The sequence below is a fragment of the Moritella sp. F3 genome (assembly GCF_015082335.1).
In the GTDB taxonomy this organism is placed as follows: Bacteria; Pseudomonadota; Gammaproteobacteria; order Enterobacterales; family Moritellaceae; genus Moritella.
The window spans coordinates 295,162-311,179 of the sequence record NZ_BLRL01000003.1 but is presented as its reverse complement, the minus strand read 5'-3'; the positions used below and the strand labels follow the sequence as shown (position 1 = coordinate 311,179).

The following is a 16,018-nucleotide window of genomic DNA, read 5'->3' as shown; positions in this document are numbered from 1 at the left end:
CATACACAATGAATCATCAAGATCTAATCAATGCCTGTCGTGAAGATTGGGATGCCTATACCCAACATGCGTTTGTACAACAATTGGCACAAGGAACATTAGCACAGCCGAGTTACTTACATTACCTTAAACAAGACTTTTTGTTCTTAAAGCAATATGCTCGTGCGCATGCGTTAGCTATTTACAAAGCGCGTACTTTAGCGGATATGCGTAAAGCATTACCTAGTGTGCATGCCCTATTAGATTCTGAAATCGGTCATCACGTTACCTATTGCGGTAACTGGGGGTTAACTGAATCAGATTTAGAAGCTGAACCTGAAGATTTTGGTACAGTCGCTTATACACGTTACGTGCTCGATGCGGGTATGGCTGGAGATATTGTCGACCTGTATGCAGCCTTAGCACCCTGCTCGATTGGTTACGCCGAAATTGGCCGCAATCTAGCCGCTAATGCCAATACCAAACTGATTGATAATCCGTTTTCCAGTTGGATCGAACTTTATAGCGGCGACGACTTCCAGCAGGGTGTTGCCCAAGGTACTGCGCACATTGATGAGTTACTGGCTGAAATTGACGTCAACAGTCAACGAGGTCGACATCTTATTCATGTATTTAAAACGGCGACACGTATGGAAATTGCATTTTGGCAGCAAGGACTTGATGCAGAGAAGTCGTAACGCAAGACTCTCAGATGTCCTATAAACAAGTTTAATATAACCAGCAGTCTACATAGATTGTTGGTTTTTATTATTCACTCTATACGATTCAACGTCATCTAACGCCACCATAAACATCAATAGTCAGGTCACGCTGCTTAACATAATTATTGGGGGTGGCGCCTATTTGGCTTTTTAAATAACGGATCAAATGGGGCTGTTCACTAAAACCAAACTGATAAGCTAAATCAACCCAATCAATATCTTGGCTATCTCGATGATATAAATACTCTAACAAGCTTTCTAACTTTTGCATTAACTGACACTGCTTGAGTGTTAGTCCTGTTACTTTGTTAAAACTGCGCTCGATAGTGCGCTGCGAGCAGTATAGTTTTTCACTTAACTGTGCAATCGGAGTCGTCGCTAGCAGCGGTAAGACGCTACGTGTTAACTGACTGTGACTATCTTCATTATGATTGACCAACCAGGTAGATGAGTATTCATCTAGTCGATCACAGCATAGTTCAGGGTCATCTTTGGCAATGGCTATATATGTTGCTCAACAAATACCTCATCTTTAGATAGTCCGCTAAGCCCTGGAATAATATTGCTAAAATTGACGCCGAGCACATCACCGATACACGCCTTCGTTGGCGACATAGCTAACGAATACAATGCCCCAACGCGGAATTTAATGCCTAGGTATATAAAAGCGTGAGCATGATCTAGCTGCAAAGTTTGTACCTGCGGAAATATAAAAGCCATAGTGTGTTGCCATCGGTAAGAAACCACATAGCCACATACCATCAAGAGGCTCAGTCGTGCTATCAAGATACTGAAATTTTAGTGCATCGAGTTGCGTGAGAGCTTCAATTTTTTTATTGCTAACATCTGTTGTACCTTCATTTATTGCATCTGCATCTGCATCTGCATCTGCAGTACCTAGATTAATGATTTATAACTGGGGGGCACTTTCATCACTGCGATTGGTGATGAATGAAATAACTCGCCAATTGATAAGAGCAATATTAAGGGATGCACAAAAACAAAGATTGAATAAATACGACAATATGAAAGTATGAGAGTACGTGATTGCATATCACATACTCTCATACAGCCACCAGTGACGACCTAACTAGTCGCCAAACATTATAACCACAGTTTCTTAATGGGTGTATCGGCTGAAAAGTGATAATGAATTTGTGCTTGTAACAACTCAGCCGTCGCAATCGCATCAGTTAATGCATCATGCGGTGGATAGGCTGGTAAATTATAACGCGCACGGCTATTACCCAAACGAATCGATTCTTGACGTTTCTTAGGCTTAAACAGACTGAAAAAGCCCTTCTTTTGCGAATCTTGTAAGTCTGCTTCCACTTGCATCGTATCAATAACCGGAAAAATAATGCCTTCATTAATTAAACTACGAAGGTGATTGTCAAAAAAGTCACGCTCAATGCGGCGATAATGTACCACCACAACTTTTCCTGCTAGCGCTGCTAATACGGGTTCTAAAATATGTAATAGATCCGGAGCACCTTTCAAGTCAGCATGAGTAATACCATGAATGATAACCGAATTTTCTTTCAATTTATCTTCAGGCTCAATATACCAGTGCTGTGCTTGACGACAAAAAATACGGTTTAAATTAAACGGGACTAAACCAATACTGATAATGCTATTTTGTTCCGAATCCAGACCTGTCGTTTCAAAATCTAACGCCACAAAATCAATATCACTTAACTTGGTTTCATCGTTGTACATGCCAACGTGATAAAAAGACTTTAACCGTTCATCCTTGCTCTGTTCTACTTTGACTTTATAGAACGCGCTCCAGTTTAAGATCTCTTTATTAATAAAATTATGCATTAATGATCCCTACATTTTATTGGCTGTATAACGATACTTTAAAAAGTTCTGCGCGTTACTCAATACCAAGAATGCATCTTTAAGGTTACGACGCTCGAATTCAGACATGTTTTCAGGCTCAATATTATTATCAGGTTCAATATCCGATTCTATATCTAGCGCTTGGTGACGTAAGCGTACTAAGGAAATCAATTCCATCGCATGCTGTAAGTCCTGGCCTTTCGATGCCGGTAAGATCCCCGCTTCAATAATATCTTCTAAGCGTTCGAATGAATTTTGAGATTGTGAACCAATGGCTAATCCATGCACACGGATCAAATCTGCAAGTGGTGCTGTACCACGTCGTTTTAAATTAATAGAGTTGTTATGACGGCCATCGTTCTCCATCACAAAGTTCTTGAAGAAGCCCAGTGGCGGTGTACGGTTCAAGGCATTACGGGCTAAACAGGCTAAGAATCGGTTATTTTTCTTAGCGCGTCGCAAGATAAAGGCGTTTAATTGTTCAGCCCATTTTACGCGGCCATAAACACCGGTTAAATCAAAGAAGATAGAACAATTTAATAACGCTTGTGGGTTCGGGTTATCAATCCAATCAGCAAAACATTCTTCCCATTGTGCTTGGGTTTTACGATGTTCAGGATTGGTCGCCATAATATCACCGGTACAATAGGTATAACCACAAGCCGCTAAACCATCACAGACAAACTTAGATAACTTTTCAAAATATTCGCCATGTTCAGCATCATCATAACTGTTATCCAAAATAATACCGTTATCTTGGTCTGTTACGATCAATTGTTCATCACGCGCCATCGAACCTAAGGCCAAGAAACAATAAGGTACAGGTGGCTCGCCTAACTCTTCCTCAGCAAGTTCAAGTAATCGCTGTTTAAAGCTGCGACCAATCTCTGACATTGCACTGCCGATCATGTGTGAGTTAGCATCTTCATTAACCATACGCACGAAACAATCTTTAAGCTGATTTGAAAGTAATACTAAGTCTTCTATATTTTGTTGCTGAAAAATACTGCCCGACAATAACAAACTGTTTTGTGATTCATAACGAATGATATCAGCCACTTCAATAAGGCCGATAGGTTGTTTGTTTTTTAAGATAGGTAGGTGGTGCACGTTATAACGCAGCATCATTAGCATAGCTTCAGAAATATAAGCATTATGATCAAGCGACATCAATTCTGTCGACATGACATCTGAAACAGGATTATCGACACTCATGCCCATCGCAATTACTTTGGCGCACAGGTCGTGTTGAGTAATAATACCAACAAAATTATTCCCCTCTTCATCGGTAATTGCGGGATCATTGATCAGCGCTGCAGAAACATGTTCCTCTGCCATGACTTTCGCCACATCCTGAATGGAAGTGGTACTTTTCAACATAACTAAGTCTCTGCTTAATAACGTTTTCACTTTCGATGTAGTGAGTGAATTGGCGTCATCATTATTATCTTCAACAGCCTGTTTTAAGCGGATTGTACCTTCAACTTCAGAGAAATCTGAAAACGCTTCATAGCGCTCACAAAAATCATGGAAGATGGATTCAGGAATACAGTAAACTAACGTGTCTTTTACCGCTTTCGCAGGTAAACGTACTTTATTATTGGCCAGCAGTCCCATCTGACCAAATAATTCGCCTTGATCCAAACGGTTGTATAATTCACCTTTACGGCGGTATATTTCCACCACGCCGCTGCGAATAAAATACAGATCATGGATCTTGTGACCATACTCAATGATCATTGAGTCTGCACGGTAGTACGAGATCTCAATGCTTTTGACGACTTCGACTAATGCTTCTTCTGGCAATTGATCGAAAGGTTGGTATTGGCTTATGAAATTTTTAATTTCTAGTAATTCGATTTCCATTCTTTACTCTATTTATGATTTATTGATATGCCGATGCACGTTCAATTAATGATTCAGCTTGTCGGCGTAACAGCCAATCTGCACCCAATGTTATCGACTTTTCAGCCAATGAACGGGCTTGCTTATAATTACCTTGATAAAAATAACGCTCACCTAAATGGTAATAGGTTTCAGGATAGCGTGGAGCAATGCGGATAGCGCGCTCTAATGATGCGATAGCACCGCGGTTATCACCACGACTCACCTGCTCTTCTGCACGTTTCATCAGCGATAATACCGCCGCGGGTGCTTGAGCTGTATCGTCAACAGGTGCTTGTTTCGGCTTAACCGCTGGTGCTGGCTTACTTTTGCTGGTGTTATCAATACTGGTATTCGTCGAACCTTGCACTTCAGTCCCATTGGAATTATATGTCGGGATACTGCCACAAGCAGTCAGTAACCAGGGTAAGAGTAACAGGCACAAGCGTTTAATTATTCTCATTTTACTTCCATTCTTAATGTTACATGACCACTATTTGCTAAATCATCCATGAATAATATTTATTTAATAAACAAATATTATTCAGCTATAATTATACAGTTATTCGACTAAGTCTCGGAACCACTCAATGACCCGCTTAACCCCTTGGTTACAACGTAATTCAACTTCCGGTTCATACCCGCTTATAAAGGGTAGCGGAATAGAATTAAGACAACTGCCTTGGCTACCTTGGCCAGTATCTTTATCTACCCAACCGACAGTAATGTTTTGTGGTGGCAGGTTTTGGATCGGTAAGGTCGAACGCTGGCGGAAAATATCGGCCCAAACACGTAATGCCCCACTTGAACCAGTCAAACCGGTCGAGGCATTATCATCACGTCCCATCCACACCACCGCCATCATGTCTCCCGAGAAACCAGCAAACCAACTGTCTCGTAAATTGTTAGTTGTACCCGTTTTACCTGCCACTTCAAAATCAGGTAATAGCCATTCTAGCGCTCTCCCCGACCCTTCATGTGTCACAGCTTGCATCGCATGACGCAGCATATATACAGATCCAGCATCAAAGCGTTTATCAACCGCTAGCGGGTAACTTTTAAGTACTTCCCCTTGAGGATCGACAACGGCACTGATCGCCAATAGCGGCGTATAAAAACCATCTGCAGATAAAGTCTGGAACATCTGCGCCACAGAAAGCGGCGACATATCCACGGCTCCTAATGTAATCGCAGGTAACTCAGGGATTTTTTGTTCAACACCTAAGCGCCCTAGCGTATCCACAATTTTAGCTAAACCAATTTCATTACCTAAACGCGCAGTCGATTGATTATAAGATTTCGCGAGCGCACTATATAACAGCACATCACCGTGGTCTTTTTTATCATAATTTTTCGGTGACCAAACATCGCCATTCGGCAACGGTAGATTATACTCGTCATCGCTGATCACTGTCGCTAAGTTATATTTATCCGGTTGCTCTAAAGCCGTCAAATAGACAGCAGGCTTTATTAACGAGCCAACTTGACGTCTTGCATCAATTGCTCGGTTAAAACCAGCAAACCGCGTATTAGCGCCACCAACGATAGCAATAACAGCCCCAGTATTTGGCCGAGTGATAACAACGGCACCTTCTAGTTTAGCAGTTAAACCATCACGTTTATGTCGAGCAATCGATTTGGTTAAACTTAATTCAGCACTGCTTTGCACTAGCGGATCAAAGTGAGTAAAAATAGACAGTCCATTTTCACTTAAATCCTCGACTTTATAATCACGCTGTAATTGACGGCGTACCAAATCGAGATAGGCAGGAAAACGCTTGGTGCTACTCGCCGTTTGTTCGCCCATACCTAATGGCTGTGCTTTAGCCGCCGCAGCGAGCTCAGCATCTAAGCGCCCTTCACGCACCGCAATATCTAACACCAAATCTCGACGTTTAAGTGCCCGCTCGGGGTTTCGCCATGGGTTGTAATAACTCGCACCACGCACTAAAGCAACCAATAACGCCTGTTTATCGAGCGCTAACTCTGCAAGGGGTGTTTTAAAATAATATTGGCTGGCTAAACCGAAACCATGGATAGCACGAGGACCATCTTGACCCAGGTAAATTTCATTTATATAACCTTGTAAAATAGCATCTTTACTAAAGTGCAATTCCAGCAGGAGCGCCATGAGTGCTTCTTGCGCTTTACGACTTAAAGTCCGTTCAGAAGTTAAGTAATAATTTTTAACCAATTGTTGAGTCAGCGTTGATGCGCCTTGAGATATGCCGCCTTGTTTGATATTAGCAATTAATGCTCGCGCAATACCACGTACAGAAATGCCATGATGATCATAAAAACTGTCATCTTCAACCGCAACCAACATAGCTTGTAACGATTCTGGCACTTCGGATAACTGTACTAATAATCGGTCTTCATTATGTGCAGGATAAATACCACCAATAACAACAGGTTCCAAGCGTAATAATGAAGCATTATCATCACTCTCCAGTTTTACAACTGAGCCACTTTTCACTGTTAGTAAGACATTGCGCGGAGGCTCTAGGCCATCACTAAATTGAAAGCCTGGCGTATAAAGGTGAACTTGTTCACCTTGTATATTTGCTTGTCCTGGTTTTGCCGGATAGTCGACAAATTTATAGCCTAATAAGCTAAGTTCAGTCTGTAAATCTTTAACTGTTAGCGCAGCACCTTCATATAATTCAAGGGGACGCGCATAAACCGTCGATGGTACCGCCCACTTATTTTCATCATAAGTAGTACGAATAATCACATCTAAATAAATCATCACCGCGATGCCGACCAGCACCGGAATAAGCAATAACGTCAACCATAAACGTTTGCGGTTTTTAGTCTTATCGCTTTTTATTTTTTTACTCACAAGCACCTCTCGTTGTCATTTATTCATTAAACAACAACTTATTTAATCTATTACTCAATACGGATCATACCACAGTAAATCAGCACCCATCGAAATTAGGTTGTAACGTATGATGATTTTATAAAATACAAAATAATACTTTTAAATCAGCATTTAAAAGCCTTATTTATAAACTCATTTCAGCTGAAAATTATGCCATAAATACAATTAACGCCACTTCAACTACGTTCAAATGAAATCGCCAATGGTTATATCGCAAAAACTATATTATTCATTACGAGATCTGTTCGCATCCCTCAAACACAGTTAATTGATATCACTAAAATAGCGCTACTAGTTAGGTATCAGAATGATAATTAGTTCAAATCATAGCTAAATCAGCTGTTAAGACTATGATTAAAAAAACACGACATAGTTCACATAAGCAAGGAATCAATGATGAATAAATTACTCCCGCTCATTTTATCACTCAGTGCGATAGCAATAACACCCGCCATTGCCAAGGATAAAACATCAGGTGATGTCGATTTTTACCTCGGTGCAAAAACCGGTTATATATACACCGCCTTTGACGAACTCGATCCGAAAGTACCTGCCACCTTCCTTGTGGGTATTCAAAAAAGTGGCTTTGGTTTGGAATTCGAAGGAACATTTGTTGATATGGATGCTGGCAATAAGGATGCTGAATATGAGTCTTACGCTATTTATGCAGCCTATCGAACTTCCGGTCAATATTATGCCAAATTAAGAGCAGGCTATTTGGAAGAAACATTAAAAACAGATACCCAGAAATGGGAGGAAGATGGGTTTTCAGGTGGGATAGCATTCGGCATTGAACTCGGCGATGCCTTCACGATAGAAGCAGGTTATACCGTGATTCAAGCCGATTTAAAATACTTCACCATCGGCGGCAATGTACACTTCTAACAAAAAGGGATAGTTAATTGCTTAAACTATCCCTTTAACACAAATTATGAAGCGCTAATGATTAAGCTTTAGCGGCTTTTAATTTACCTGCTTCTTTTGCTAATACAGCAGCTTTATCTACTGGTTTAGTAAAGAATGCAATAACAGTAACGAGTACTAATAGTGCTGCGAAAGCAAAATAAGTATTGTTAGTTGAACCTGCAACCGTTGCTAAGAAACCACCGAAGAAACCAGATACACCCCATGAAGAATAAAGGATACCGAAGTTAGTGCCGTAAGTTTTTAGACCGTAGTTATCAGCAGTGATCGTAGGGAATACACTTAGTAGTGCACCGTACGACATCGCACCAACTGCAATCGCAATCATTAGTGGGATTTGCGTTGTGATTGTCGTGAAGAACGCCATGTTAGCCGCTTGCATCATGAACACTAAAGCAAGTGTATTAACACGACCAATCTTATCAGAAACTAAACCACCAACAACACGACCACCAGTGTTAAAGATAGCCAGTAATACAACACTGAATGCGATTTGCTCAGGTGTTAGGCCAATTGATTGGCTGATGTTACCAACAGAACCAATAAGCATGATACCTGCAGCTGCTGAAACCATAAACATTACCCATAACTGGTAAAATTGACGCGTTTTCAGCATTTGTTGCCAAGTCAGGTTAATGTCATCGCTTGACGCTGTCGCTTTCGCTTCAGATGCATCAGCAACATAACCAGCAGGTGGCGCAACAAGCAATGATGCTAATGGGATAGCAATCGCTAGAAGACCAGCACCTAATATTTTGAATGTATCATAGATACCATAGCTTTCAATAAGGCTTGTAGATAGTGGAGCTAGGTAAACAGACGCAAGTCCGAAACCACCAGCAGTTAGACCACTTACTAAACCTTTTTTACCTTTAGGCCACCATTTCATAGCACTTGGGCTAATACATGCGTATGCGAAACCGATACCAGCACCAACAATACCACCAAAGGTAAATTCAAGTTGCGTTAACGTCGTTGTGTAACCTGAAGCAATAAGGCCAAGACCTACTAGAGTAACACCAAGCATAGTCACTTTTTTAGGACCGATCTTGTCTTGTAAAATACCAGCAATAAGTAAACAAGTAGCAAATGTGAAAACAGCAATTTTGTATGGTGATTTTACATCTGTAGCATCTACGTTTAACGCTTCAGCTAGCGGTACAGTGAAAACACCCCATGCGTATAAGATGCCAATTGTTAAGTTTATGCCGATACCAGCTAATAGGATTTGAAGTGGTTTATTACTCATTTTTGCCTCAAGATTACAAAGATTTCGGCAATTTACACGTTTTGTGATCTAGGTACAACTTTTAATTTAAAATATAAGGGATTTATTGATACAAACCGCATCATTATAGATAAATATCAAGAATAAATTACTTATATAAGCATTACTTGACATCATTAACCCTATTCCACCGAGATTTAACGTTATTTACTATCACCTCGATATTGAATGCGCGGCGACGCCTACAATTACAAAATTACAAAAAGTTAATACCCTGAAACTAAAAATGAGCGCCGAAGCACTCATTTAATCATTATCTTTACAGTGCAATACAGCACCGCAAATTATTTATTCGTCATGTATAGATATTAAAGTACCGCAGCAAGCGCTTTACATAAAGGCTGCATGTTGTTTTTAGTCATACCAGCAACACTGATACGGCCAGAACCAACGATATAAACAGCGTGCTCATCTTTCAATGTAGCCACTTGTTCTTTCGTCAGACCTGAGAATGAGAACATACCGTTTTGACGGGTAATAAAGCTATAGTCGCCAGTCACCCCCATATCAGCCAGTGTCGATACAAATAGCTCACGCATTTCGTGAATACGTACGCGCATTTCAGCCACTTCTGCAACCCACTGGTTACGTAATTCTTCATTATCAAGGATAATAGCCACAACTGCTGCGCCATGTGCAGGTGGGTTTGAATAGTTAGCGCGAATACCTGATTTGATCTGGCTAAATGCTGCCGTTGCAACATCTTGATCTTTCGCTACTAGCGTTAAACCACCAACACGTTCATTATATAAACCAAAGTTTTTAGAGAATGAGTTAGCAACTAATAATTCTTCGCAATGCTGTGCGAATACACGCAGACCTGCTGCATCTTCTTCTACACCTGTAGCAAAACCTTGGTATGCAAAATCAAACAGTGGTAATAATTTTTTGTTCGCACACAATTGCGCAAGTGTAGTCCACTGTTCCAATGTTGGATCAATACCTGTTGGGTTATGACAGCAACCGTGGAACAGAACCACATCACCCGCTTCAGCTTCAGCTAAAGATGCTAACATGGCATTAAAATCTAAGCCGCGCGTTTCTGCGTCATAATAAGCATATTGCTTAACTTCTAGACCCGCAGTATTAAATACATTGCCGTGATTCGCCCATGTTGGGTTACTTACCCAAATACGATCACTGGTTAAATGACTTTTGATAAAATCGGCAGCTGTACGTAAAGCACCTGTACCACCCGGTGCTTGTGCTGTAATTGCACGCTGTGATGTTACAACTTCGCTATCTGTACCAAATAATAGTTTTTGTACTGCAGACGCATATGCTTTATGGCCTTCAATACTCAAGTAACTTTTACTTTTTTCTTCATTAATCAGCTTTTGTTCTGCTAATTTAACTGATTTTAGGATAGGCGTTTGACCCGTTTCATCTTTATAAATACCTACACCTAAATTGATTTTTTCGGCGCGAGGATCTTTAGCGAATGCTTCCGTTAAACCTAAAATTGGGTCTGCTGCTGCTGTAACGATTTTCTCAAACATGGTATTCCCTATCTGCTTGTAATTAAACTACGTATTAAACCTAAGGTTTGACTTATTTATACCATCACAACCCCTAAATTCCTAGTAATGTGACGAAAAAAAACCAAGATATCAGAAATTATTATGGTGGCGGATCATCCCCTATTTTAAAACAAAAAAAGGAGCCTTTCGGCTCCTTTTATCTTCAAAAAATCTTGTATTATTTAACTAATACTAACATCGCAATTACATTGCTTTGAAGATTTCTTCCACGCTTTCTTTAGCATCAGTGAAATACAACGTACCAACACGTTATATGAAAGAGTTATGAACCATCACCAATCCAATATGATTCTTGATTGAATTCAAATGTTATTCAATCAAGATCCCATAATCGGTGAATGCTTTTTCAACATACATCTGAGTTGCATGTGCGTAATCTTCTTTAAACTTAGTCGGTTTTGGGAAATTGTTCATATCAACTGTGATAGTCTGAAATTGAAACTTTGGTGTACCTGCTTTGTGAACCAAGCAACTCATTGTTTCGTTAGAACCTATACTAGTAACAGTACCAGTACCAGTACATTCATACCAAAATTCATTCCAATCATGTTCATCGACTTTGGTTGGGTCTACGAACATAGCAGCACTCACAACTACAGTATCGATAGTTTTGTCTATTATTGTATATGATTGTTTATCTAAACCACTTGTAGAAGGGTGGTTATAATTACCAGAAGAAAAATAAGTAATATCTGTTACTTCATTTGCGTTAATGTAACCACCTAATTCATCTAATGTTAGATAATAACCACGGTATCCACGTTCCGCAGCTAACTTATCATGGTCTGCTAAACTAGATGGTTTTGCATGACCACCCTGATACATAATCAAATCACCATTTTCACTGAATACTTCCTTTGCCCAGTTAATATGAACCATCGGCTTATCTACTTCGGCAACATCATATTCAACGAATAATTCTGGATTACATACAGATCGAACTTCTGCTACATTTACTGGAAGCTCCAAATCATCCCGCACTTCGATTGAGTGAGTAACCATGTATTCATTGTCACAACCACTTACATCTTGAGCTTGCATTGCTACTGGGATAGTCAACGTGGCTGGTGCAGGAGTGATTACGCTATCTGGCGATGAAGAATCACAACCAACTAGGGTTGATGCGATGATACTTGCTAGTAATACTTTTTTAAATGACATCATGTTTCCGTTTGTAACTTATTTTCGATGGTGGAATTCAGATCTACTCAATCTCTAAAGATCAATCACATGGATAGAAACATAGTAGTCATCCTGAAAGTCTTAGAATCAACGCCGAGACGACTCTTTGAGTTTAAATTTCACGCTAATTTAGCGGAATTTAATTGGATTAGCAAAGTAAGTGATTGAAAACATTAACCATCTTTATTGATACTATATCTATCAATAATAATTACAATAATTGAAACCAGTCAAAGCGAATAAACTCAGTACAATCAAAGGCATACCAATTAATAATTAATTTATTAAAAAATCCAAGATTAGATCCATAACCTATTGCAGGTTCTTAAATAAACTATCAACCATAAAAAAAGGACATCAAATGATGTCCCTTTTTCGTATCTACTAATCAACTAACTAAAATACATTACATGTGAGAAATTATATCATCACAAGAACCTTTAGCATCGCCAAATAGCATAGTTGTGTTTTCTTTGAAGAACAATGGGTTCTGAACACCAGCATAACCAGTAGCCATACTACGTTTGAATACAACAACGTTAGTCGCGTTCCAAACTTCAAGTACAGGCATACCTGAGATTGGCGAGTTTTCTTCTTTCGCCGCAGGGTTAACCGTATCGTTCGCACCGATTACAAGTACAGTATCAGTGGTATTGAAATCTTCATTGATTTCATCCATTTCTAATACGATATCGTAAGGTACTTTTGCTTCAGCAAGTAGTACGTTCATGTGACCTGGTAAACGACCCGCTACAGGGTGAATACCAAAGCGAACATCAACACCGGCATCACGTAATTTCTTGGTGATTGCGAATACAGGATACTGTGCTTGCGCAACAGCCATACCATAGCCAGGAGTGATGATCACACGCTTAGAGCCCATTAGCATTTCAGCCACTTCAGCAGCAGATGTTTCAACGTGAACGCCTTGCTCTTCATCACCTGTAGGTGCAACAACATCGTTACCGAAGCCACCAGCAATTACAGAGATAAACGAACGGTTCATCGCTTTACACATTACATAACTTAAGATTGCACCTGAAGAACCAACTAGAGCACCCGTTACGATTAACAGATCATTACCTAAGATAAGACCTGTAGCCGCACCAGCCCAACCAGAATAAGAGTTCAGCATAGACACTACAACTGGCATATCTGCGCCACCAATTGATAGAACTAAATGCGCACCAAATACAATAGCAATAAGGCTCATGATAACTAATGCTGCAGTGTCGCCTTCAAGGCCAGCACCAACAAACGAGAACATGAGGAAAACAATCACTAGCAATGCTGCTAAGTTCATTTTATGACGGTGTGGTAACATTAACGCGCTCGATTTAACACGACCGTTTAATTTACCCCAAGCAACTAATGAACCAACAAATGTAACGATACCAATAAATACACCCAGGAAGATCAATGTTAAGTGAATGCTTAACATTACTGGTTCAGTAATACTGTGTTCGATATAGCTGTTGTAACCGATAAATACTGCTGCTAAACCACCGAAGCTGTTTAGGATCGCAACCATCTCTGGCATTTCAGTCATCGCAACTTTGTTTGCCCAACGTACACCAAATGCACCACCAGCAAGCATAGCGGCAATGATATAGCCGATATTCGTTACGTCGCTGCTAAATAATGTTGCAACAACAGCTACAACCATACCTAGAATACCAACGAAAATACCTTGTTGTGCTGTTTCTTGCTTTGATAGTGCAGCAAGTGCAAGTACAAATAGTACCGCAGCAGCGATATAAGCCGCTTCTAAAATACCTTTACCATTTGTTGCAACAACAACTTCTTGTACAGCTTCAATAACTACTGGCGCTTGTTCTGCAACCGCAGTTTGTGCCACTTGTGCAGCCTGTGTTGCTGCATCTACTGCTACTTGCGCTGCGTTAATCGCAGTTTGTGCAGCATCAATTGATTCTTGAGACATTATAAAAATCCTTATTTACGGAACATTTTCAGCATACGCTCAGTAACGGCAAAACCACCGGCGATGTTGATAGTGGCAATAAATGTGCCGAGGAATGCGAGGAAGGTAACAAGACCGCTCTCTGCGCCCATTTGGAAGAAAGCACCAAGGATAACAATACCTGAAATAGCATTAGTTACACTCATAAGCGGTGTATGCAATGACGATGCAACGTCCCAAATCAGGTAATAACCAATCACACAAGCCAGTGCAAATACCATTAAGTGATTTAAGAATTCAGCAGGAACATAACTTGCTAACGCTGAATAAGCCCAAATACCGCCACCCGCTAGGATCGCTTTGTAAATACCGGTTTTTTTCTTTTCAGGTTTTGCTGGCGCAGCTTTCACTTCTTCTTTTTTCGCTGCTTGAGGCGCAGCTGAAACTTGAATAGGTGGCGCAGGCCAAGTAATTTCACCGTCTTTGATAACCGTCACACCACGTTGAACAACATCATCAAAATTGATGCTCATTTCACCGTCTTTTTCTGGTGTTAATAACTTAAGCAGGTTAACTAAGTTAGTACCATAAAGCTGAGATGCTTGTGCAGGTAAACGACGAGCCATTTCGTTGTAACCGATAACTTTAACGCCACCGTCAGTAGTAATCACTTTATCTACAACACTTGGTTCAACGTTACCACCATTCACAGCAGCTAAATCGACAATCACACTACCCGCTTTCATCGCATCAACCATTTCTTGGCTAATTAGACGTGGCGCAGGACGACCCGGAATAAGTGCAGTCGTAATCACGATATCAGCATCAGCGACTTGGTCTGCAAGCATTTTTTGCTCGTGAACCTTATAGTCGTCACTCATTACTTTCGCGTAACCATCACCTGAGCCAGCAGATTCTTCAAAATCTACTTCTAAGAATTCAGCACCCATACTGGTGATTTGTTCTTTAACTTCAGGACGAGTATCGTAAGCACGTACAATAGCGCCTAAGCTACCAGCAGCACCGACAGCAGCAAGACCAGCAACACCAGCACCAATAATCAGTACTTTAGCAGGTGGTACTTTACCTGCAGCGGTAATTTGCCCCGTAAAGAAACGACCAAATTCATTGGCTGATTCAATCACCGCACGGTAACCGGCGATATTAGCCATTGAGCTTAATGCATCAAGTGACTGTGAACGTGAAATACGCGGCACAGAGTCCATTGCTAAAACGTTAATCTCACGCTTTGCAAGTTTCTCTAGCAGTTCTTCATTTTGGGCAGGCCAAATGAAACTGATTAACGAAGTGCCTTTTTGTAATAGCTTAATTTCTTTGTCATTTGCTGGCGCATTAACTTTAAGAACAATATCAGAAGCCCAAACTTGTTTGGTATCCGTTGATATTGTTGCACCTGCCGCTTCAAAAGTAGCGTCACTGAAACTTGCTAATTGTCCAGCATTGCTTTCAACCAATACTGTGAAGCCAAGTTTCTGTAACTGCTCAACCGTTGCTGGCGTTGCAGCAGCGCGAGTTTCACCTTTGAGGGTCTCTCTTGGTATACCTATTTGCATCATCTGTTCCTGTCTGTTTCAACATCAAAGATAAAATACTACGTTCCATGTGTATCTCATAAAGCATGAGGTACGGAGAAGCATCAGTACAAAATATCGAATTTAACCCACTCATAATAAAAATGAAATGAGCAATTTGTCACTAACGATTGTTCACAAAAATGTGACTTAACGCAACAACAATTTATTCTAACTTACCGCATTTTAAATGGAATTTGGAATCTAAAATGTGGATTAAAAGAAAAATAAATAATTATCTAACTCGAATTAAAAC

13 protein-coding genes are annotated in these 16,018 nt (G+C 40.3%); 2 read left to right on the top strand and 11 right to left on the bottom strand.

The genetic code is table 11. The features are described from left to right. Positions 1–8 precede the first annotated feature (8 nt). Complete coding sequence (gene tenA / locus JFU56_RS07645; protein WP_198436688.1) at positions 9–677, top strand: thiaminase II; 669 nt, start codon at positions 9–11, stop codon at positions 675–677. 94 nt (positions 678–771) lie between these two features. Here the strand turns inward: tenA and JFU56_RS23055 are convergent, their stop codons facing one another. The 6 genes from JFU56_RS23055 to mrcB form a co-directional block, all read right to left on the bottom strand. Further along, positions 772–1,140 carry a helix-turn-helix domain-containing protein gene (locus tag JFU56_RS23055; protein WP_242065910.1) on the bottom strand — a complete coding sequence of 123 codons (369 nt, stop codon included), beginning with the start codon at positions 1,138–1,140 and terminating at the stop codon, positions 772–774. A gap of 62 nt (positions 1,141–1,202) precedes the next feature. Continuing rightward, a complete protein-coding gene (locus tag JFU56_RS23050) occupies positions 1,203–1,421 on the bottom strand; it encodes a hypothetical protein (RefSeq protein ID WP_242065909.1) in 219 nt (72 codons plus the stop codon). 384 nt (positions 1,422–1,805) lie between these two features. Continuing rightward, the gene (locus JFU56_RS07630) at positions 1,806–2,525 is read right to left on the bottom strand and encodes a 3'-5' exonuclease (protein ID WP_198436687.1); all 720 of its coding nucleotides are present in this window, start codon (positions 2,523–2,525) and stop codon (positions 1,806–1,808) included. Positions 2,526–2,534: 9 nt separating this feature from the next. Further along, the gene (locus tag JFU56_RS07625) at positions 2,535–4,412 is read right to left on the bottom strand and encodes a DUF294 nucleotidyltransferase-like domain-containing protein (protein WP_198436686.1); all 1,878 of its coding nucleotides are present in this window, start codon (positions 4,410–4,412) and stop codon (positions 2,535–2,537) included. Positions 4,413–4,431: 19 nt separating this feature from the next. Continuing rightward, entirely contained in the window at positions 4,432–4,893 is a 462-nt protein-coding gene (locus JFU56_RS07620; protein ID WP_198436685.1) for a tetratricopeptide repeat protein, read from the bottom strand. Between the two features lie 99 nt (positions 4,894–4,992). Continuing rightward, positions 4,993–7,272 (bottom strand): penicillin-binding protein 1B, encoded by a 2,280-nt coding sequence (gene mrcB, locus JFU56_RS07615; protein WP_198436684.1) that lies wholly within the window; start codon positions 7,270–7,272, stop codon positions 4,993–4,995. A gap of 435 nt (positions 7,273–7,707) precedes the next feature. Here mrcB and JFU56_RS07610 point away from each other — a divergent pair, with 435 nt between their 5' ends. Continuing rightward, the gene (locus JFU56_RS07610; RefSeq protein WP_242065908.1) at positions 7,708–8,199 is read left to right on the top strand and encodes a hypothetical protein; all 492 of its coding nucleotides are present in this window, start codon (positions 7,708–7,710) and stop codon (positions 8,197–8,199) included. Positions 8,200–8,260: 61 nt separating this feature from the next. Here the strand turns inward: JFU56_RS07610 and JFU56_RS07605 are convergent, their stop codons facing one another. The 5 genes from JFU56_RS07605 to JFU56_RS07585 form a co-directional block, all read right to left on the bottom strand. Further along, complete coding sequence (locus JFU56_RS07605) at positions 8,261–9,487, bottom strand: OFA family MFS transporter (RefSeq protein ID WP_198436683.1); 1,227 nt, start codon at positions 9,485–9,487, stop codon at positions 8,261–8,263. Between the two features lie 347 nt (positions 9,488–9,834). Continuing rightward, positions 9,835–11,025 carry an amino acid aminotransferase gene (locus JFU56_RS07600; protein WP_198436682.1) on the bottom strand — a complete coding sequence of 397 codons (1,191 nt, stop codon included), beginning with the start codon at positions 11,023–11,025 and terminating at the stop codon, positions 9,835–9,837. Positions 11,026–11,376: 351 nt separating this feature from the next. Next, complete coding sequence (locus JFU56_RS07595; protein ID WP_198436681.1) at positions 11,377–12,228, bottom strand: hypothetical protein; 852 nt, start codon at positions 12,226–12,228, stop codon at positions 11,377–11,379. A 427-nt stretch (positions 12,229–12,655) separates the two neighbouring features. Then, positions 12,656–14,191 (bottom strand): Re/Si-specific NAD(P)(+) transhydrogenase subunit beta, encoded by a 1,536-nt coding sequence (pntB, locus tag JFU56_RS07590; protein ID WP_198436680.1) that lies wholly within the window; start codon positions 14,189–14,191, stop codon positions 12,656–12,658. 11 nt (positions 14,192–14,202) lie between these two features. After that, on the bottom strand, positions 14,203–15,744 hold the full coding sequence (locus JFU56_RS07585) for a Re/Si-specific NAD(P)(+) transhydrogenase subunit alpha (RefSeq protein ID WP_198436679.1): 1,542 nt from the start codon (positions 15,742–15,744) through the stop codon (positions 14,203–14,205). Positions 15,745–16,018: the final 274 nt, after the last annotated feature.

Coding starts and splice junctions, on each gene's coding strand:
- tenA (WP_198436688.1), top strand. CDS start 9: ATGAATCATCAAGATCTAATCAATGCCTGTCGTGAAGATTGGGATGCC.
- JFU56_RS07620 (WP_198436685.1), bottom strand. CDS start 4,893: ATGAGAATAATTAAACGCTTGTGCCTGTTACTCTTACCCTGGTTACTG.
- JFU56_RS07595 (WP_198436681.1), bottom strand. CDS start 12,228: ATGTCATTTAAAAAAGTATTACTAGCAAGTATCATCGCATCAACCCTA.
- JFU56_RS07585 (WP_198436679.1), bottom strand. CDS start 15,744: ATGCAAATAGGTATACCAAGAGAGACCCTCAAAGGTGAAACTCGCGCT.
- JFU56_RS07625 (WP_198436686.1), bottom strand. CDS start 4,412: ATGGAAATCGAATTACTAGAAATTAAAAATTTCATAAGCCAATACCAA.
- JFU56_RS07605 (WP_198436683.1), bottom strand. CDS start 9,487: ATGAGTAATAAACCACTTCAAATCCTATTAGCTGGTATCGGCATAAAC.
- JFU56_RS07600 (WP_198436682.1), bottom strand. CDS start 11,025: ATGTTTGAGAAAATCGTTACAGCAGCAGCAGACCCAATTTTAGGTTTA.
- JFU56_RS07630 (WP_198436687.1), bottom strand. CDS start 2,525: ATGCATAATTTTATTAATAAAGAGATCTTAAACTGGAGCGCGTTCTAT.
- JFU56_RS23050 (WP_242065909.1), bottom strand. CDS start 1,421: ATGGCTTTTATATTTCCGCAGGTACAAACTTTGCAGCTAGATCATGCT.
- pntB (WP_198436680.1), bottom strand. CDS start 14,191: ATGTCTCAAGAATCAATTGATGCTGCACAAACTGCGATTAACGCAGCG.
- JFU56_RS07610 (WP_242065908.1), top strand. CDS start 7,708: ATGATGAATAAATTACTCCCGCTCATTTTATCACTCAGTGCGATAGCA.